The sequence below is a fragment of the Novosphingobium oxfordense genome (assembly GCF_044029435.1).
GTDB lineage: Bacteria > Pseudomonadota > Alphaproteobacteria > Sphingomonadales > Sphingomonadaceae > Novosphingobium.
The window spans coordinates 787,173-807,118 of sequence record NZ_CP147008.1 but is presented as its reverse complement, the minus strand read 5'-3'; the positions used below and the strand labels follow the sequence as shown (position 1 = coordinate 807,118).

Annotated in this window: 11 protein-coding genes; 3 read left to right on the top strand and 8 right to left on the bottom strand. The window is 63.2% G+C overall.

All coding sequences use genetic code 11. The features are described 5' to 3' along the window. Positions 1–3 precede the first annotated feature (3 nt). The 3 genes from WBP07_RS26370 to WBP07_RS26360 form a co-directional block, all read right to left on the bottom strand. Positions 4–1,629, bottom strand: coding sequence for a family 43 glycosylhydrolase (locus tag WBP07_RS26370; RefSeq protein ID WP_395398043.1), 1,626 nt, complete (start codon positions 1,627–1,629; stop codon positions 4–6). Positions 1,630–1,646: 17 nt separating this feature from the next. Next, the gene (locus WBP07_RS26365) at positions 1,647–3,212 is read right to left on the bottom strand and encodes a beta-xylosidase (RefSeq protein WP_395398042.1); all 1,566 of its coding nucleotides are present in this window, start codon (positions 3,210–3,212) and stop codon (positions 1,647–1,649) included. A 154-nt stretch (positions 3,213–3,366) separates the two neighbouring features. Continuing rightward, complete coding sequence (locus WBP07_RS26360) at positions 3,367–4,527, bottom strand: hypothetical protein (RefSeq protein ID WP_395398041.1); 1,161 nt, start codon at positions 4,525–4,527, stop codon at positions 3,367–3,369. Positions 4,528–4,733: 206 nt separating this feature from the next. Here WBP07_RS26360 and WBP07_RS26355 point away from each other — a divergent pair, with 206 nt between their 5' ends. The 3 genes from WBP07_RS26355 to WBP07_RS26345 all read left to right on the top strand — a co-directional run bounded on the left by WBP07_RS26355 (position 4,734) and on the right by WBP07_RS26345 (position 10,548). Further along, complete coding sequence (locus WBP07_RS26355; RefSeq protein WP_395398040.1) at positions 4,734–6,002, top strand: integrase; 1,269 nt, start codon at positions 4,734–4,736, stop codon at positions 6,000–6,002. A 493-nt stretch (positions 6,003–6,495) separates the two neighbouring features. After that, positions 6,496–8,646, top strand: coding sequence for a putative bifunctional diguanylate cyclase/phosphodiesterase (locus WBP07_RS26350; protein ID WP_395398039.1), 2,151 nt, complete (start codon positions 6,496–6,498; stop codon positions 8,644–8,646). A gap of 399 nt (positions 8,647–9,045) precedes the next feature. Next, positions 9,046–10,548: a diguanylate cyclase gene (locus WBP07_RS26345; protein WP_395398038.1), complete on the top strand. Its 1,503-nt coding sequence runs from the start codon at positions 9,046–9,048 to the stop codon at positions 10,546–10,548. A 271-nt stretch (positions 10,549–10,819) separates the two neighbouring features. Here WBP07_RS26345 and WBP07_RS26340 read toward each other — a convergent pair whose 3' ends face one another. From WBP07_RS26340 to WBP07_RS26320, 5 genes are all read right to left on the bottom strand, one after another. Continuing rightward, positions 10,820–12,400, bottom strand: coding sequence for a tryptophan halogenase family protein (locus WBP07_RS26340; protein WP_395398037.1), 1,581 nt, complete (start codon positions 12,398–12,400; stop codon positions 10,820–10,822). A 57-nt stretch (positions 12,401–12,457) separates the two neighbouring features. Further along, complete coding sequence (locus WBP07_RS26335; protein ID WP_395398036.1) at positions 12,458–15,385, bottom strand: TonB-dependent receptor; 2,928 nt, start codon at positions 15,383–15,385, stop codon at positions 12,458–12,460. Positions 15,386–15,620: 235 nt separating this feature from the next. Next, entirely contained in the window at positions 15,621–16,418 is a 798-nt protein-coding gene (locus WBP07_RS26330) for a GDSL-type esterase/lipase family protein (protein ID WP_395398035.1), read from the bottom strand. After that, positions 16,415–17,413: an alpha/beta hydrolase gene (locus WBP07_RS26325; RefSeq protein WP_395398034.1), complete on the bottom strand. Its 999-nt coding sequence runs from the start codon at positions 17,411–17,413 to the stop codon at positions 16,415–16,417. Before WBP07_RS26325 ends, WBP07_RS26330 begins: the two co-directional genes overlap by 4 nt. A gap of 15 nt (positions 17,414–17,428) precedes the next feature. After that, a complete protein-coding gene (locus tag WBP07_RS26320) occupies positions 17,429–19,861 on the bottom strand; it encodes a glycoside hydrolase family 3 N-terminal domain-containing protein (protein WP_395398033.1) in 2,433 nt (810 codons plus the stop codon). Positions 19,862–19,946: the final 85 nt, after the last annotated feature.

Below are 19,946 nucleotides of genomic sequence, written 5' to 3'. Positions count from 1 at the left end.
CCATCACGCTATCGCGCCATTGGCGCGATAGCGGAAATCGCGCAGCCGCACTTCGCCCTTGCCGGCGGCGTAGATGCCCACCCGCAGGCTGAGGAAGCCGCCGAAGGTGTTGTGGTGGAGGCCGGAAACTTCCATGCGGGTGTCGTGCCGCTTCCACGTGCGACCATCGTCATGCGAATAGTGCCAGGTGATGACGTTCTCGTCGCTGGTGACGCGCAGGCGAATGCTGCGCGTCTGGTGCTGGATTCCCGCCCACTTCAGCTCCTCCGAATATTCGAAGATCTTCAGCACCGACGGCGTAAAGCCCAGCCCGACATAGGCCTTGTGATTGTAGAACAGCAGCAGCCCGGCTTCCGCCTCGTCGCCCAGCAGGTCCAGCGAGATTTCCGCCTGATAGCGGCGGTCGCCGGCAATGCAGGTCAGCGGCGCGGAATCGGCGGGCGATGTGCCCGCCGCCGCCAGCACCAGTCCACCGGGCCGATAGGCGGCGCGCGCTTCGCCCGCTTCCGGTGCGAAGAACGCCCACTGCACGCCCATCCGGTCTTTCGAGAAATCGTCCGAGAGCGCGGCCGTAGAGGGGGAGGGCTTGCCGCCGGCCGGCTTGGGCAGCGGGCGCGAGAGGTCGCCGCCCTTGGCGCGGAACCAGCCGTCCGCCGTCCACTCGATCGGTTCCAGCAGGGTCTGCCGGCCCAAGGTGCGCAGGCCATTCTCATAGCCGTGATAGACCATCCACCAGTCGCCGGCCGGCCCCTCCACCAAAGTGGCATGGCCGCGCGACCACCAGGGTTCCGAGGTGCTTTCGGTCCGCACGATCGGGTTGTGCGGGCAATGCTCCCACGGCCCGTTTACCGAGCGGGAGCGCGCGGCGATCACCATGTGCCCGGTCACCGGCCCGGCGGTGCCGCCGATCGCGGTGATCAGGTAGAACCAGCCGTTGTGGCGCAGCAGCTTGGGCCCTTCGGGGGCGAAGTTCTCGACGATCCAGTCGTCGGGATAGCGCCATGGGTCGTAGGCCTTTTCGACCGGTCCGTCGGTGGCGAGGCCATCGTCGGTCAGCCGCACCTTGCGGATGCCGTTGGTGAAGAGATAGCGGCGCCCATCCTCACCCACCACGTGGCCGGGATCGATGCAGCCGGGGATGTTCAGGTCCACCGGATCGCTCCAGGGCCCGCGAATGTCGTCCGCCCAGATCGCGTAGATGCCCCAGGGCTTCCCATCCGGCGCGGCAGGCAGGTAGATGAAGTAGCGGCCCTTGTGCTTCACCAGATCGACCGCCCAGACGCTGCCCAGGTTGTGCCGCAGCGCCGGCCCGATCGGCGACCAGTTCACCAGATCGCGCGACTGCCAGATCACCAGGCCCGGATAGTAGTCGAACGAGGAAAACGTCATGTAATAGACGTCGCCATCCTTCAGGATCGTGGGATCGGGATGGTCTCCGGCCAGGATCGGATTGCGATAAGTGCCGTTGCCCAGATCGGCCTTGCGCTGCCCTTCGGCACCTTCGCCCCATCTCGGCCCGGCAGGAGCGATGCCCGAGCCAGCTTCACGCGCAGCCAGTGGGCCAGCCAAAGCGGGTAGGGCGGCGCTGGCAAGCGCGCCCTTGAACACGGTGCGGCGCGAAAGGCTCATGGAGGTTCCTTGTTCGGTCATGACGCGGGCTTCAGCGTCACCAGGACGACATCGTTCGTCTGCATCGGGATATCGAGCGCCGCCGTGCCATCGCGGCCAACGGTGATGATCTTCGCCACTTCCGCCTTGTCAGCGGTTTCCTGCTGCAACCGGGCAATCTGGTCCGCGCTTGCCGTCTCCGGCATGCCCATGTCGATATAGAGCGAGAGCGGATCGTTGTGCCGATAGCCGGTGCGACGCGTCTCCATCCGGTACTTTCCGGGCGCAAGGTGGTCGAACCGCACGGCGAGGGGCGCAGAGGCGCGCGAGGGCTGGAGGCGGGTGTAGAACGGCTTGTTGCTCAGCGCCTGCGCCGGCTGGTGCCAATCCCACACCACGGCGGAAATCGCCCTGCCGTCACGGGAGGCCAGCGTGAATTCATCCGTCACCGGGATCGACCGCCCGCGCAGGGCGTGGAGATACTTGTAGGCGAACCACGCCGGCTTGCGGATGCCCTCGCGGTTCATCAGGCCGAAGCCGCCGTGGAATGGGGTAGGCGGCGGGCCCGGCTCCTCGAACAGGTCGGTATAGGTCCAGTAGCTCATGCCCTGGGCCAGCCCCCCCGTCTTCTTCAGCTTGGTGAGGATGTAGGGCGCGCTGACATAGCTGTCGTGAACGAAGTCGCGCGGGGTGTAGCTGGTGCTCCACTCGGTGAAATAGAGCGGAATGCCGGGATAGGCGGAGGCTTCGATCTGCTCCCGCACGTGCCGCACATCGCCGATCACCGCGTCGGGGGAGGGGGATAGCTTGGTGTCCTGCTTGCCCTGTTCGTCCAGGAATCCGCCTTCGACGCCGTAGGTATGCGTCGTCACGAAATCGACCGGCAGCTTGTTCGCGGCGGCATAGGCCAGGAATTCCGGCACCCATGCCGCGCCCGCCGTGGCCGGGCCGCCGACGCGCAGGCGCGGATCGATGGCCTTGATGGTCCGGACGGTATCGGCATAGAGGCCGAAATAGGCGCCCTGGTCCGCGCCTTCCCAGAACCCGTCGAGATTGGGCTCGTTCCACAGCTCGAAGTACCAGCTGCGCACTTCCTCCGCCCCGTAGCGCGCGCGCATATGCGTGACGAAGGCATGGATCAGGTCGCGCCACATCGCCGGATCGGGATGCGAGGTATTGCCCTTCCAATAGAACAGCTGCTGGTCGGACGTGCGGATCGCCGCCGGCGTCCAGCCCAGCTCCACGAAGGGACGGACCTTCTTGGCCAGCAGTGCGTCGTAAAGCGCGTCGATCCCGGTCCAGTCGTAGACGATCTTGCCGTCCACCTTGCGCACGGTGCCCAGCACGTCGTGAAACACGTCGTGGAAGCGGATGTAGCGGAAGCCCAGCTCTTCCGAGGCGACCTTGAGTTGTGCCTGGCTGTCGGCGCGCTTCAAGGTGCCCGGAAAGTCGGAGCCCACGGAAAGATCGAAGAAGCGATCGACCGGCCCTGTGGAGGCGGCAGCGTCGATGCGAACCTGGCGAGGAGCGACGCCATCGTCGGCAATCGCCGAACTCGCCAATAAGCTAGCCGCCGCAACGACGGGCAGGCTGATGATTTTCATGAATTTCCCCTCCAGGCGCGCTCATCCGGTGCCTTGCCTGCGCTTATGGTAGCGCAAACATATTGGCCCGCAAGAGGGGGCGTCGTAAAAGTCGATGGCCGTTTGGGATCGCCGACGAGGACCGAAGCTTTCAGCTCGCCAGGAAAGCCATGGCCTAGTCGCTGTCCGGCGATGTCGACGCGCGTTTCAGGAGTTCGTCGATTGCCCGCATTGCCTCGTCATATTCCGCGATCGCTGAAGCGGAGGATGCAAAGGGTGCTGTATGTGCGGCGTCTGGCGCCGATGCTGCGAGAGCGGGTGTGTAGGCGTACATCTGCGTTGCATTGCGAGACTTGTGGCTAACCAGCAGCAGGCTCGTTTCCAGCGCGGTAATGATGACTGCAACGCCGTTCCGGGATGCGCCAAGCAATTGCTCTATTTGCCGCGACCGCATCGGACCGAAGCCCGCGAGGTACTCCGCAAGTTGAAGCGAGCGTCCGCCACGGCGGCGGTCATGCAGTTGCGCCCGGATATGTTCTGCGGCCAGTTGCGCCTCGCTGAGCCAGCGATCGAGGCGCGAAAATCCTTCGTGCAGCGCAGAGAATACGACGTCATCGCGAACGTGAGGTTCGGAGGGGATCGGTTCGATCGGATCGCTTTGAGACATCGGCAGGGCAATCAGGCCTGGGATTGGCAGCGCTACTGGAAGACCATGGCGCGGCGCCAGAAGCTGACCCGCCAGGATGTCCAGTGCCCACCTGGCATTGCCGATAAACTCGCGTTCGATTGCTGCGCCGGCAATGAGATCGAGGCTTCTGTCTTCGCGTGCGAACCGTGCGGTTTGGGCGGCGGCGGCGAACAGCATCCTGGCGGAACGAAAGGGTAGGCCGTCGTCGACCGCTGGAAGACCGGCTAACAGGCTATGGGCCTCCGCGATGATCGTGTGGGCTTCGGTATGGTCGTGACCGCGGCTGATGTCGGCCGGAGCCAGAAAGCTCCTCAGCAAATCCTGCGATGCGCCAACAAGCTCGGGCCAAGGGCTGTGGCAAAATTCAGTCAATATTGCTTGGCAAAGCGCTTTGGGCGGGCGTAAAACCGCTTGGGAAGGGTCCGAGAGTGTGGTGAGCCCGGCGAACCAGGCGAAGAAGCGCTGCTCGGTAAATTCGTGCCCTTCTTGGCGGAGGGCGGTAATGAGGCTTTCACGGACGAGGGTTGCGGCGAATATGCGCAGCACATCGGCCGGTGCTCTGGTCACTCCGACCTGGATGCGACCGAGCAGAACCGCACTGAGGACGGCGGTTATCGGCTGAAGACCGTCGGGAGCGCTCGACGACACGAAATGGCTCCTTATTTTCAAAGAGAATTTCTTGGATGCAACCTAACTCAAGTTAGGTGGGCACCTGCTGGTGTCAAGTTTTTGCGCACTATCGATAATGTCATATTATCGATAGTAATGATCCGAGAAACTCGTGCTAAGCCCCGAAAAATCTGGGCGGCGGCGTGCTAGGAGGGTCTGCTGGCGGCCTTGGCGAAGGATGGATCATGGCGCAAACCCCAGCATTGCCTCCAGTTGAAAGCCCCACCGGCGATGACGCGGTCATCACCGTCTATCGCGCAGGCGAGCGGACACTGCCGCAGCGGGGCGGTGGTGGAACTATCGATCGTGTCTCTCAACTCGCTGAGCTGCTCAGGGAATTGGTGAAAGACCGAAGCCGGATCGACGAACCGGCGTTTCGCAAAGCAATGGCAGTGCGCGCACCTGCCAGCGTCAAGGCGCTCGCCACCGATCTGGATGACTATGCAGCCTTTTGCCGAGGCGGATGCCTACCAGGACTTCCTGCCAGTGAGGTGCAGGTCGTTCATTACATCGAGGATTGCGAGGCACGCGGCCTGAAACCGGCCACCGTCGCTCGCCGCCTTGCGTCGCTCGCTGCTATTCATAGCATTCTCGGTTGTTCCAGTCCTACCAAGAGGGACAGCGTGCGCGATGCTTTACTCGAATTGCGCGGTAGGAGCGCAGCCCAGCGTACCGCCGATCCTATCCGCCTTGGCAACGACGGGCTGGCAACGGCGCCCGCCAAGGGCATTACCCTCAATGCTTTGCTTGAAGCTTGCGACCTCACCCCACCTGGGCTCCGCGATGCGGCGCTGTTGTCTTTGGGTTATGACACTGGCCTGCGCGTCTCCGAACTCGTGGCCGTCGGTTTTGCTGACATCGAGCTGCAGGACGACGGTTCCGCGCATCTCCCGGTTCGGTGCTCGATGACCGACCAGGCCGGGCGGGGCACCCGCGCCTGGGTCTCACCGGAAGCAGTGCGCCGGCTTACCGATTGGGTCGAGGAATCCGGTATACACGACGGAGCGATGTTCCGCCGCGTAGCGGTACGCCGATTCAAGGCGCGCAGCGGCATGCAGGCGCGGCCGATCCGCGAACTGGCGTGGAATTATCGGGGAGGTGATGAGCGCCTGAGCGCGAGTGCCGGCCGACCGGCGCGTGTCGACTACGCTATCGGTGAACACGCTTTGACGCCGGCGGCGGTGAGGCTGATCATCAAGCGCGCTGCGCGGCGCGCTGCGGATATGGGCCTCGTTCCTCTCACGGGCCAGGCGTTGGATGCGGCGATCGCGACATTGAGCACGCACTCGCTACGCGTTGGCCTGACGCAGGACCTGTTCGCGGCGGGGGAGGATGCGGGCTCGATCGCCCAGGCGCTGCGCTGGTCATCGCCGACCACGGCTGCGCGATATGGACGTGATCTCGCGCCCGCGTCGCATGCGACCGCCCGTCAACTGTGCAGCAGGCGGAGCTGACGGGCGGTGCTGGACTGAACGAAACCCGTAAGCAGCAGAGGTTCGCCCGGCCCTTGACGGCGCCTTCTCCAATCCTGCGCCAATGCGGCGGAATGTCACGCTGGAGCTGAGGTGCGCGCCGTCTGTGCGGTTGGCCCTGGTCTCAGCGTGCCTGGGGGCGTGCTCCGCGTGCTTCCCATCGCCACTGCAATCGGTCGGATCAGGATCGCATCGCTCGCCGTCGCGATCGCGCATGGCAGGTAACCGCTCGGGACCTGCGACTGCAGAATCGTCTCGTCAGGTGAGGAGTCGGTAACCATCGCGCGGTATTGTCTCCTTCGGGAATCGTCAAAGTTGGTCCTGCCCGGTCGGCTGGTCGGTGCTCTTCATAGCCAATTTCCCCGCCTTTTTTGCTGGGCGGGAAGTTGGAAAATTCGAATGGTTGAACCGCAGGGTCGTCGAAGCGCCTATCTTAAACACAACGCGGATCTGGATGCGCGAACAAGGATCGGAAATGGACACCCCCCGCCATTATCGCGTGGCAAAGCGAAGTACTGGCGCGATCATTGCGATCATCGCAATGACGTTGGGCGGTGCCGGGGCGTTGTGGGCTGCCGGCACTACCCTGAACCATCAGGCATCGCAGCGTCAGGTGGAGCAGGTGCGCGATGCCATAGGACGCGCGCGCCATAATTCCGAGGAACAGGCCAAGGGCCTTGGGCAGCGCCTGGAACTTGCGCGTCAGCTTGCGGCAAACGGGGCCGACGGGGCGGCCGGGTGGCTGGACGAGGAACTGGGCCAGCCGATCACGTCGACGGTCGGCACCAAGGCCGTTCTGATCGTCGGGCCGGATGGTCCCTTGTATGGATTTTCCGAGCATGGCCGGGCTTCCACGCGTGAGATGGAAGAATTGTCGGCAGCGGTGGCGGACATTGCGCGCCCGCTGCCCGCAGAGCGCCAGCAACGCGCGAGCGCCGCGACAACGGACATCCGCAGCATCAACGGCAATACGGCGATAGTCTCCGCCGCGCCGATCGCTTCGGGGGGGATGCCGCTGGACATCGTCACGTTCACCTATCTTGACGATCCCACCATAACGCGTTGGGGGCACGCCTTCCTGCTGGATCGGTTTGCCTTGTTCTCTCCGTACCGCCCGGTGATCGCCGGTTGGCAGCGGCAGCCGCTGGAATCCATCGACGGCGAAACGATCGGCAATCTGGTCTGGGTATCGGATCGGCCGGGTGATGTTCTGACTCACTACGTGCTGCCTGCGGAGCTGGTGTTCGGCGCCATCATCCTAGCCCTGTTCTGGAGCATCGCGCGCAAGGCCCGCACTTCCATCTCGCGCGCAAGCTTTCTCGAACGGTTCGATCCCGTTACCGGATTGGTCAATCGCGCGACGTTCATGCACAGGCTGGACCAGATCGCCGGCAACCATCCCTGCCAGCTCCTCCGGCTCGATATCGATGATTTCAGTGCGATAAACGATGCGTTCGGCCTGCGTGGCGGCGATGAGGTCATTCGCGAGTTCAGCAAGCAGCTGGTCAAGGTTTTCAGCGCAGACCGTTGCATGATCGCCCGGCTGGACGGTGACGAATTCGCCATTCTTGTCGTCGGGGCAGGGCAGATCCACTCGTTGGGGCCCAAGGCGACGCAGGTTTCCGTGAAGAAGCGCAAGCGGGGCCATCCCACCACGGTTGCCACGCTTTGCGCCGGCATCGTCGCGGCGCCAGAGCATGGGCACACGGCCACAGACCTCATGCAGAATGCCGATATCGCGCTGGGCGCAGCCAAGGCGGCCGGTACGGCCCGCCACGTCATCTACGACCCCACGCTGGGTCTTGCCTTCAAGTCGCGCAAGGATCTTGAAGCGCAGATGAAGCAGGCGATCGACGATCAGGGGTTCGAGCTGTTTTATCAGCCGATCGTCGATCTTCGTACCATGCGCCCTTCCGGTGTCGAAGCGCTGCTGCGCCTGAAGGAAGGGGCGGCAACGCCTGCGGAGTTCGTTCCGGTTATCGAAAAACTGGGCCTGATGCCCCAACTGGGCGAATGGATCATCGCTCAGGCCTTCGCCGACAGTCGCAAGTGGCTGGGGCTGCGGACCTCCATCAACCTTTCCCCCCTCCAGCTGGAGAACCCGGCGCTGTTGGGCCAGATCGACTTCAATCGGGCGCGTTACAACATCAGCCCGCAGGCGATCGGTTTCGAGATCACGGAGGGCATTCTGCTCGCCGATTCAGACACGGTTCGCGCCAATCTCATGGGTTTGCGGCAACGGGGTTACTCGCTGGCGCTTGACGATTTCGGCACCGGCTATTCGTCGCTGAGCTATCTGTCCGAGTTCGATATCCAGCGCCTGAAGCTCGACAAAAGCTTCGTCAGCGGCGGCCGCACCCAAAGCGAGCGCAGCGCAGCGCTGGTCCAGGGGGTCATCGACATCTGCCATCGCCTTGGCATCCAGGTCGTGGCCGAGGGGATCGAGGAGGAGGACGAGGCCCGGATCCTGCAAGGCTGGTCCTGCGACTTCGCTCAGGGCTACTATTTCGGCCGTCCCGCGCCTGTATGGGCGACACGGCGCAATCTCGCGACGCTCAAGCAGCAGGCCGCTGCGCTGATTGCAGAACCTGACGTCCACGAACCGCGCCTCGCAGCCGTTCAATAGCGCGTCCGCAGGATACCGGGAATTTCGGAAAGCCTGGCGGGGGCGGCCCGCCGGGGCGGGTGTGCGGCGGGCGCTTGGCGTCCGGCCGTATGGCAGCACTTGTTCTACAGCGTTCTGTAACCGATACGCATTTCGGGCCTCTATAATGGTTTAGAAAGCGTTTTATTCAATCGTAGGCGGCCGATTTTGCTTGGTTTTCGAGAAAAATTGCTGGCTGCCTTCGTGCTAATGGTAATGCTGACCTACTTCAGTGTCGGCGGAATTGAACAATCGGACCGTGATGGTATCAGTAGTTCGTGCTGGGCATCGGGACCTATTTCCGAAAACATCACCGAAATAGTTCGCAAGGGGGAGCGTTGGTCCTGCGGAAACAGGAAATTCTCCATCGATGCCGAACGCGTGCTGCTGCGCTTCGATATCGACGCGGCGGAACCGCTTCCCCGATACCTCCTCTCGCGGCGGAGCGCGCTTGACGCGGTGCATCTGCTCGCGATCGATCGGGATGGCGCCATTCGCCGGGCCTCGGTCGCTGCGGCGGCCTTGCCCAGTTCGATGGCGGGAGGCTACTTCAAGACGCCCCTGCCGGGCGTGACGCGTGCGACGCGGCAGATCGTCGTCGCGGTCGACTTGCCGAGCCACCGGATGACGCTGGAGAGAGCCTATCTCGCGCCCGAAGATGCGGTCGGCGGCACAGCCGACATGCGGTTCCTGATCATTCTGGCCGGGCTTGGCGGCATGCTCGTTATGCCGCTGTTCTTCAATGCCGCCTTCTATCGCGCTCTGCGCGAACCTTTCGTGCTCTGGCACTCGGTTCTCGCTCTTTCGCTGCTGATGACGATCCTCGTGTCGTCGGGGCTCTCGGTCATGTTCTTCGATCCGCCCGCAATGACGTTGAACTGGATGACGGCGTTGATCTTCGGGATGACGATCGGCTCGGGAACGATGTTCACTTACAGTTTCATCGAACCAGGACTGATGCACCCGCTGCTGCGGCGCCTGCTGCCCTATTGCGCGGCCTGGGCCATAGTCCTCAGCACCTTCCATGCAGCGTTCCCGTTCGTGGCGCGGCCTGTGCAATCGACCGCCTATACGGCGGCATTCGCGCCGGTGCTTGCTGTCTTCATCATGTCGGTGATCGACGCATTGCGCCGGGGCAGCCGCGCCGCGAAGTTCCAGGCGGTCGGATATATGCCCATGGTCCTGGTCGCCCTGATCCGGCTGGTGACGGGCGTGATCCCATGGTCGCACAGCTTCGATGCCATGATCCTGTTCTATGTCGGCTGCATTTGCGAAGTGCTCTTCACTACGCTCGGCATGGCGGATCGCTTCGTGACCATAAAGCGCGAGCGAGACCGCGCGCGCAGCGAGGCCGAGCTGCTTGAGCGATTGTCCGAGACCGACCCCTTGACCGGCCTGCTGAATCGGCGTGCGATCGAACAGCAGTTCGAGCAGCTTCAGGCCGAAGGGTTCGCCACACTAGCCGTCGTCGATCTCGACAATTTCAAGGCGATCAACGACGTGAACGGCCATGCCGTCGGCGATGCCGTGCTCAAGGCCGTGGCGAAAGCGCTTCAGGCCGGGCCGGGCGTTCGGGCCTACCGCTTTGGCGGCGAGGAGTTCGTGCTGCTCCTACGCGGCGACGACGCCGAGGTTCAGGCCGAGCTTCGGCGCCAGGCGATCCCCGTGGTTGTCGCCAGCACGGTGCCGGGTCTTGAACGGGCGGTGACGGCGAGCATGGGGGTCACCAATTTCCTTGGCGACGAGGGGCTGGAGAAACCCTACGAACGGGCAGACCAATTGCTTTACGCCGCCAAGAGAGCGGGCAGAAATCAGACCCGAAGCGCAATCCAGCCATCGCTGGCACGAGATGCCCCGCCAGGCGTTCCCGCAATGGTCGCCTAAGACTTTGCGGCTGGCTTAGGCGGAGGTTGTTTCGTCCGCGCGTGTGCCGCCATTAGGACTCCGTGCGTGGGCATCCATTCCGCCGCTTTCACGATAACGGATGCATTTGCGCGACTCGCGACCCTGGCCGACGGTAGCGTCCGGATGCAAATGTGCCGGCGGTTCATGGTCGCAAAAGCAAGCAGAAAGCACCTGCTCTACACCATCGGAGATCAGTGCAGGGGCCCCAAAGATTACCTGCAACCCTGACCAGTTACCACTTACCGAAACACTACCGCTTCGCGCCGGCAAATTCCTTGATCGTAGATCCATCGCTCCCGGCGAGCATCTGGCGCAGAAGTTCCCGGTTTTCGGGAAGGTTCTGGACAGCATAATCACTTTGGCGTTGCACTTGCTCGAAGGCTTGTTGAGCCTCGGACCGAAGCCTCATGACGCCGGCCTTCGCCGACAGGTCCGTTTTCCAGTCCATTCCGTACAGGACGCATTGCCAACTCGAGGCTGGAAAGATGTCGATGTTGGGATTGAAGTCCTTTTCGTTGGGCGGGCGATGGCGCCAACGGTCGAGCAGTTCGAGCAAACTGTCGGGGATCGTCTCAGTGCGCGTGTTGTCGATCCAGAAATCGGAATCCGCGCGTCTGCTCAGACTGTAGTGCATCTTCAGGAAGTCTCGTGCTCTCTCATATCGCTCCAGCATGATCGCATTGAACTGGCGGGCGGAAGTTTCGAAGTCGTTTGCCCATGGGAACAGATTGGCGATGGCACCGGCGGCGATCTCTGAAAAAACGATTCCAGTGGCCTCAAGCGGCTCAAAGAATCCGCTGGAAAGACCCACTGCCACACAGTTTTTGTACCAATTCACCTCGCGGTAGCCTGCGTTGAACTGGAGCCGCCGAGTCGTCACCGCATCGCCTTGCGCGCCCAGATAGTTGCGCAGGGTGCGTTCCGCCGTTTCGGGGGCGCAATGGGCTGATGAATAGACGTATCCGGTTCCCCGGCGGGTTTGAAGGCCAATGTCCCAAATCCAACCAGCATCACGGGCAGTCGAGAGTGTGCATGACTGGATAGAAGTCTCCGCCCTTTCGTATGGCACCTGCGCAGCGATAGCGCTGTCGCAAAACAGCACGTCGGTGCAGCTCTTCCATTTCTGACCCAGCGCCTTGCCGATCAGTTCGGCGCGAAAACCGGTGCAGTCGATATAGAGATCCGCCCTGAGGAGGCCGTTCTTCTCGGTACGAACGCCTGAGATAGCACCATCTTCTCCGCAAAGGACTTCCTGGACGGTGTCGGAAATGTGCACGACGCCATTGGCGACGCTTTGATCACGCAGGAGTTCTGCCAGCGCGCCCGCATCGAAATGAAACGCATAGTTCAACACGCCGGCATACTCCGGGTGTGTCGCCAGCTTCGGCCCGCGCAAGGCATCTACAGTTCGTTTTTGCGGAGTGCTGGCCTCGTCCCAACAGAGGCCGTTCGCTTCGCCCAGGAGCCAGTACGGAAGCAGTTCCGGCCCGCCATTGCGGTCGTCGGCTTCCTGGAAGCCATGAAGGTAATTGTCGGCCCCGCCATGACCCGGCGTGTGCAACCAGTCGACGAACTTGACGCCCTGTTTGAAGGTGGCTTCGCAGCGCCGGAGAAGTTCTTTTTCCGGAACGCCGATCCGCTGAAGAGTGCGGCGGATGGTGGGAAATGTTCCCTCACCCACACCAATGATGCCGATCTCGGGAGATTCAACCAGAGTGATGCGTGCGCCGCCGGGAAGATCGGTACCCAGCATCTTGGCGAGATAGCCCGCAGTCAGCCAGCCTGCGGTACCGCCCCCCACCACGAGAACCTGTTTCCCGTTGGCATCCATTAGATCAACTCCCCCGATATGGATCGGGCGGGCCTTCTGGCCCGCCCGAGTTATTCATCAGAACGTAACGTTGACGCCCATTCGGTAGCGTCGGTCGCTCTGGAACCAGCTGCGCCCGTAGAGGGTGCCACCGGGGTTGCCACCCATCAGCGTCTTCTGCGTGGCATTCAGGATGTTCTGCGCCTGAAGCTGGACATTCAGATGTTCGTTGACGCGCAGGGTGAGGCCCGCGTCCAGGGTGCCGTAGCTAGCGCCATAGACGGGCAGGTTGGTGGGCACGCTGGTGCCAACACCGTTCGCATCGTAGTAGGTGTAGGTGTTGTTCGTACCGCTTGCGGTGGTCGACTGCAGGTACTTCGAACGCCAGCTATAGGCGATGCGCAGCGAGAACGGATCCTTTTCGTACAGGAACGCAGCGTTCAGGTTGTGCTTCGAAAGGCCCTTCAGCGGAACGTCGTTACGCTTCACACCATCGATGTCGAAGTACAGGTCGCCTGGATTCTTGCTGTCGATGAACGTGTAGTTCGCCTCCACGCCGATGCCGGCGAGCCAGCCGGGAAGCTGGTCGAAGAACGTGCGTCCGCCGATTTCGACGCCCTTGACGGTGGCCGTCTCATCGGAAGTATGTGCGTCGTTAGTCGTGGCGAGCGCCTGTTCCGACGTGCCGTCCGCGAACTGAACCGTGATATTGCGCTGGGCAGCGCCAAAGACGACGAGATCCTTGATGCTCTTGTAGAAGCCCGCGACGTGCAGGGTGGTACCCGGCTTCGGATACCATTCGACGGAGAGGTCGAAGTTGTTCGACATCGTCGGCTTCAGCGTCGGATCGCCGCTGGTGGTGGTGTAGTTCGCGAAGGTGTTCGGCACACCGTTACCGCCAGAGCCGGAGAGCGTGTTCACGCCCAACGTACCCGATGCACGAAGGTCGTAGAACGACGCATTGTCCATCGTGATGTTGTAGGCGGCACGGATCTGCAGCGTGCTGATCGGCGTATAGGTCAGGTTCACGGCCGGCAGGACGCGCGTATATTCGGCGCCGTCGTCACGGATCTCCGCGGTGTTGGCCAGCGTGTAGATCTGACCATTGCGTTCGAACTGGGTCGACGTCTGCTGGAAATAGCCGGTGCTGGCGTTCTTGATGTTAACGACGCGCACGCCGGCGTTGCCAGTCAGCGACGATTCACCCCAGTTGGTGCCGAAGTTGACCATGGCGTAACCGGCCAGGTTCTTGGTGGTGTAGTCGGTCTGGTCGCCCGGCAGGATGAAGCCCGGCGTACGGCCCGGCGAACCGCCATAGAGGTCGAAGAAGCCTTGCACGCTGGTATTCTGGATGAAATCCTGCGACGGGAAAAGCTGGGTGCCCGGAAGCTGGACATCACCTCGGAAGAAATCCTTAAAGGCGTGTGCTTCGTAATCGCTGGCGCGACCATCCGCGAACGAGCCGAAGCCCAGCGCGGACCAGGCATAGCCGTTGTCCAGATCGCGCTCGGTACGCTTCGACCAGCGGCCGCCGACCTTCACCGACTTGAAGAAGCCTTCGCCGACGTCCCAGGTCAGGTCGCCTTGGACGGAGTCCATCTTGCCAGAGTTGTCGTTGTTATGCGGCATCACCGCCTGCCAGGCGTAGTTGGTAGGGTCAAGGAGGGCTGCCTGCGTGCCGGCCGGTACCGAAATCTGCGGCAGGCTGCCGCTCAAGTCGAGCCCGTAGCTGTTCGGGAAGTCGACGGTGCGGAATACCGAGATGCGATCGACCGAAGCGGTCGACTTGGTGTGCTGGTACGAGGCATCGAAGGTGATGGGCAGGCTCGCAGGCGTCCAGTGCAGTGAGCCCGAAATGTCTTCGGTCTTGTTCTTGCCTTCCCAGAACGCCGAGGTCCCGCCGCTCGAAATCGGTGCGCCGCTGGCCAGTCCGGTAACGGGATCCCGCTGGAAAACGGCCGGCGAGGAGATCAGGCCGCCATTGTCGTCGAACACGCTTTGTGATGGGTCGACGGCAAGGCTCTGAGATGTCACGAACGAACCGTATTCGGTATCGGTGTTGCTGTACTTCGACTGGAAGTAGACACCGGTCAGCGTCAGGTCGGACGTGGGTGCCCACTGGATCGCACCGTAGATACCGTCGCGCTTCCGCTGGTAGTTTTCTTCACCGTAGGTGTAGCCGCCCGGAATGAAATAGTCCGTACCCTGGATGTTGGTGCGGTAAAACTCTTCCATGCGCACGAACTGCGACTTGGTCGACAACTGGCTGTGCGCGTAGTCGAACACGAAGCCGATGTCGCCGATGCCGGTGTTGAATTTGCCGGCAACCAGGCCAGAAGCGGAATAGTCCGTCTTCTGCGAAAGATCGCCCATGCTGATGTCGCTGCTGCCGGCGAAGTGCAGGCCGTAGCTATAGTCGAACGGCAGTTTGGTGCGCAGGTCGACTGAACCGCCGGTGCCGCCTTCGATCTGGTCAGCCGTGGATGACTTGTAGACGTCGACAGCCTGCATCAGTTCGGGGGTGACATCGCTGAACTGCAGCGAACGGCCGCCGTTGGCGCTGAAGATGTCACGTCCATTGAGGCGCGAGGCAACGCCGGACAGGCCGCGCAGCTGGATGCCCGAACCTTCGGCCGAGAAGTGGTCGGGATCGTTCAGCGACTGGAAGCGGACGATGGTGACGCCAGGAACGCGCTGAAGCACTTCGGTGATGGAGTTGTCGGGCAGCTTGCCCGCATCGTCGGCCACCACCGAATCGACGATCGAGATCGCATTCTTTTTGCGATCATCCGCCGATTGAATGGCAGCACGGCGGCCGGTGACGACAATGGCGTCCGCCTCGGCAGCGGACGGAGCCTGCGATGCGTCATCTTGCGCCCATGCCGCATTCGGGACTGCGCAAGCGACCAGCGCCGTTGCAGAAACGCCCAGGCCCAACGTGCTCCTGCGCGTCGTCTGGCTACCAGCAATCGCGAATCCGCGACGGATCTGTGTGAAAAACGCCATTAATGTGTCCCCTCCGGTCCCACGATATTGCGCTGCAACATATGATAGCGCTATCAATTCATATTACATTCGGGCTGCGGCGATTCTTTATGGCAGTAGCCGTGCCCGTATGCGCGCCAACTAACATTGGAGTAATAGTGGCGCAACATAGTAACTGTTGACCGCTAACACCTCACGGTGAACTGTGACGATTTTGCGTCACTATGTCCGTCAGGGGCGGCGTAATCCTTGCAAATCAGTGACCTTTACTGGCCAGTGCCCGCGCGATGGCGGCCTCTGCAATCGGCGCCATACGCTGGTAACCGTTCGCAAGCGGATGCACCCCATCGTGCGTGAAAGCCGGGTCCATCAACCCGTCCGCGCCGGCCAGCGCCGGGTAGTAGTTCGCGAAAGCATAGCCATGCGCCTTGGCTAGCGCTTCCAGCCGGGCGTTGATCCGCCGTAGTTCCTCGGGCTTGCGCTCTTTCACGACGTAATCCGCGCTGGGCGTATTGGTGACGGGCAGAATCGAGCAGAGCACCACGCGGATGCCGTGGCGCTGCGCGATGTCGGCCATTGCTTCGATATTCGAGACGATGCCGTCTTCGCTCTCGATCTGCAAAAAGCCGGACACATCGTTGACGCCGCCCAGGATAACCACCACGCGCGGCTTGAGGGCGACGACGTCCTGCTGGAAACGTACCAGCATCTGCGCCGTCACCTGGCTGCCGATGCCGCGATTCACATAGGGCTTGCCGGGGAAATAATGCGGCAGGTCCCACATGTCGGTGATCGAATCGCCCAGGAAGACGACGCGCCGCTCTTTCGGTGCCGGGGCGGGCAGCGCGGCATTGGCGGGCGCATAGAGGTAGCGCTCGCCAAAATCCTGCATCATCGAGGGGACCAGCTTCTCACGAAACGGCCCTGCCCACGGTCCCCAGTCGCGCGTGTCCTGCACCGTGCGGCGCTCGGGACTGGACTGGTAATGCTGCGGTTCGCCCGCGCCGATCAGCAGAGCGGCGGCGGGCAAAAGCAGTAGGGCGAGTCGCTTCACGCGGTGAAGATTCCGTGGCGCTTGCCATAGGCGTGGAACAGATCCGGCCAGGCATGGGCGGGAACGTCATCATGCAGGCGCGCGCCGAAACCGTGGCCGCCCTTGTCGAAGCCGTGGAATTCCACCGGCCGCTCCTTCGCCAGCATTGCGGTATACATGGCGATGCTGTTGCCGATCGGCACGAGGCCGTCGTCGCTGGAGGCGGTAAGGAACACCGGCGGCGTGTCCGCGGTGACGCGGTTCTCCACCGATCCGGCCTGCCGCAGCGCGTCGCTGGCGCCTTCGCCCAGCAGATTGTCGCGCGATCCGCCGTGGGTGAAGGGCTGCGACAGGCTGACTACCGGATAGATCAAGCCGGCAAGGTCGGGCCGCGCCGAAAGCGCATCGGCCTTGTCGACCGGCGCGTAGACCTTTTCGTCAAAGCGGGTGGCGATCGATCCGGCCAGATGGCCGCCGGCGGAGAAGCCCAGCACGGCAACGCGCTTGGGATCGATGCCGAATTCGCCGGCGCGCGAACGGACGAGGCGGACGGCGCGCTGCACGTCCTGCAGTGGAACGGTCTCGCGGTTCGCCCAGCCTTCGCCGGGCAGGCGGTAGGAGAGGATGAAGCAGGTGACGCCGCGCGCGGTCAGCCAGCGGGCCTGTTCCTCGCCCTCGTTATCCCAAGCGAGGAAACCATAGCCGCCGCCCGGCAGCAGGATCACGGCCGATCCGTCGCGATAGGCGGGCTGGCGCACTTCGAGGCCGGGCGTGGCGATGCCGGTGATCCAGCGATCGTCGAAGGCAGCGTCCTTGCTCTGCTGCTGCACCTTGCGGACGGGCAGCTTCGCGGGCGCGCCCGGTGCCTTTCCGGGCCAGAGCGGGATTGAGGGCCCCGAATAGGAAATCGCGGTTGGCCCGGCCATCGCCTTGCCCGAAGTGATCGCCGCAGCCACGCTGGCAGCGGCGATTCCCCCCAGCAGGGCGCGGCGCGAAGTGGAGGTCTTGTCGCTCACAGCAGCTGGTCCTTCTTACTCAGGGCACACCGCGCCGGCCGGATCGGTGGCGAGGCGCATGTCGGAAATGGTGATCGTGAACGGTGCGTCGGCTGCCAGCGTGAAGGGCTGGCTGATGCCGCCAAGGTAAGTGCCGTGGTTGGCAAAGCACTTCAGCGGAATGCGCAGCGACGCCCACTTGCCGGGCTGCGCCACGGCCTTGTCGATCCGCACCGCGCCAGAGCCGAGCGCCAGCGTCACCGGGCCGGTGGCGGTCTTGTCGACGCGGTAGAGCACTTCGACATTCATGTCGGCATTAGCCTCACGCTCCAGCGTCAGGTTGGGGCCGAGTACCGAGGCTTTGCCCGCACCGGCGAAGGCCAGCTGGATAGCGCCTTCCTGACGGTTGGCGCTATCGACCAGATGCTGGCTGACGGCCGGAGCGGTTTCCAGGCGGAATGGCTTGGCGACGATGCCCGCCGCCACGAACACGCTGGAGTTGAAGGCGCTGGCGTCGATGCCGGCTTCCTCGCTCTGCGTGCCGAGATGCGCGCCTTTGGCGTAAGTCAGGCCGTAGCCCAGCGGGAACAGCGGGTCGTAACCCGGTTGGCCCTTGTTCAGCGTGAATTGCGCGGCGGTCTTCGGCCACGAGAATGAGAGGGTGCCGTGGAAGTCGGTCTTGCCGCCGATCAGCACATCGGCCACGCCGTTGCCTTCCGAACCCGGGAACCATGCGGCGACGAACGCGTCGGACGCATTGAGTTCCGGATTGACCCAGAGCGGACGGCCCGAAAGGAAGACCGAGACGGTCGGAATGCCCGCCGCCTTCAGCTTCTTCAGCAGCGCGAGCGACTTCTTGCTGCCCGGCTGGAATTCCAGCGTGCGGATATCCCCGCGCAGTTCTGCATAGGGCTCCTCACCGAAGACGACGATGGCGACGTCCGGCTTGGTGGTGAAGCTGCCATCGGGCGAGAGCACGGCCTTGCCGCCGCCCGCCTTCAGCGCATCGGCAATGCCGGTATAGATCGACGTGGCGCCGGGGAAATCGGCGTTGGTGTTGCCGTCGCCCTGCCAGGAAAGCGTCCAGCCGCCGGACTGGCGGCCGATATCGTCCGCCGCGTCGCCGGCCACCAGCACAGTGGCGCTGGTCTTGATCGGCAGCACGCCTTCGTTCTTGAGCAGGACAAGGCTCTCACGCACCGCCTGGCGACCGACGGCGCGGTGCGCGGCGGAGCCCATTTCCTGCGGCTTGGCTTGGAAGGGACGCGTCGGATCGAAGAGGCCCAGCTTCATCTTCACGCGCAGGATGCGGCGAACGGCATCGTCGATCCGGCTCATCGGGATGGTGCCGGCCTTGGCGGCGGCCAGCGTGGAATCGAACAGGCCTTTCCAGCTATCCGGCGCCATCGCCATGTCGAGGCCGGCGTTGAACGTCGCCGGGCAATCGGTGTTGGTGCAGCCGGGGATCTGGCCGTGGCCGTTCCAGTCGCCCACCACGAAGCCGTTGAAGCCCATCCGGCCCTTCAGCACGTCGGTCAGCAGCGCCTTGTTGCCGTGCATCTTGGTGCCGTTCCAGCTGGAGAACGAGGCCATGACTGTCATCGTCCCGGCATCGACGGCGTGCGGATAGCCGGCATCGTGGATGCGGATCAGCGTGTCCTCGTCCACGCGGGTGTCGCCCTGGTCGATGCCGTCATGCGTGCCGCCGTCGCCCAGGAAGTGCTTGACGCTGGCAGCGACGCGGCCGGTCTGAACCGTGGTTTGGGTGCCGGGCGCGCCTTGCAGGCCTTCCACCATCGGACCGGCATAGGCGGCGACCACGGCGGGGTCTTCCGAATAGCCTTCGTAGGCGCGGCCCCAGCGATCGTCCTGCGGCACGGCGAGGGTGGGGCCGAACGCCCAGTCGATGCCGGATACGGCGGTTTCGGCAGCGGTGGCTTTGCCGATCTCACGCATCAGAGCCGGATCGTGCATCGCGCCCAGCGCGCTGTTGTGCGGGAACAGGGTGGCGCCGACGACATTGCTGTTGCCGTGCACGGCGTCGATCCCGAACATGATCGGGATCGGCTCATGCTGGTCACGCTTTTCCATGGCGACGGCGTTGAACGCGCGCGAGGTGGCGACCCAGGCCGAAGCGGGCGAACGGTCCGGCGCGTCGATCGGCGGCGAATTGCCGCCGGCGAGGATGGATCCGAGCGGGTATTCCTTCAGGTCTTCCGGCTTGATCGAGGCGGTATCGGCCTGGATCATCTGGCCGACCTTTTCGCGCAGGCTCATCCGCGCGATGATCGCGGTGATCTTCGCTTCGGTCTTGGCATCGACAAGGCCGGGGCTCTTGGCGGCGGGCCAGCGTTCGGGATGGACTGGGGTGGCGGTGGGCGCTGTATGAGGAGCCTCTGCCTGGGCGAGCGCGACCGTAGCGCACGAAGCCATGGCAAAAGTCTGCAACACGCGGTGAATACGCCTCATCTCATCCTCTTCGTTTCCCAGGGGCCCTCGTCTAGGCGATCGTAAATGATTGCGCTACCACAAAGCGATCGCGGAGACGGGGGAC

What these genes read in the sequence shown, in the direction of transcription:
- WBP07_RS26370 (WP_395398043.1), bottom strand. Translation starts at nt 1,629, where the DNA reads ATGAGCCTTTCGCGCCGCACCGTGTTCAAGGGCGCGCTTGCCAGCGCC.
- WBP07_RS26365 (WP_395398042.1), bottom strand. Translation starts at nt 3,212, where the DNA reads ATGAAAATCATCAGCCTGCCCGTCGTTGCGGCGGCTAGCTTATTGGCG.
- WBP07_RS26355 (WP_395398040.1), top strand. Translation starts at nt 4,734, where the DNA reads ATGGCGCAAACCCCAGCATTGCCTCCAGTTGAAAGCCCCACCGGCGAT.
- WBP07_RS26350 (WP_395398039.1), top strand. Translation starts at nt 6,496, where the DNA reads ATGGACACCCCCCGCCATTATCGCGTGGCAAAGCGAAGTACTGGCGCG.
- WBP07_RS26340 (WP_395398037.1), bottom strand. Translation starts at nt 12,400, where the DNA reads ATGGATGCCAACGGGAAACAGGTTCTCGTGGTGGGGGGCGGTACCGCA.
- WBP07_RS26335 (WP_395398036.1), bottom strand. Translation starts at nt 15,385, where the DNA reads ATGGCGTTTTTCACACAGATCCGTCGCGGATTCGCGATTGCTGGTAGC.
- WBP07_RS26320 (WP_395398033.1), bottom strand. Translation starts at nt 19,861, where the DNA reads ATGAGGCGTATTCACCGCGTGTTGCAGACTTTTGCCATGGCTTCGTGC.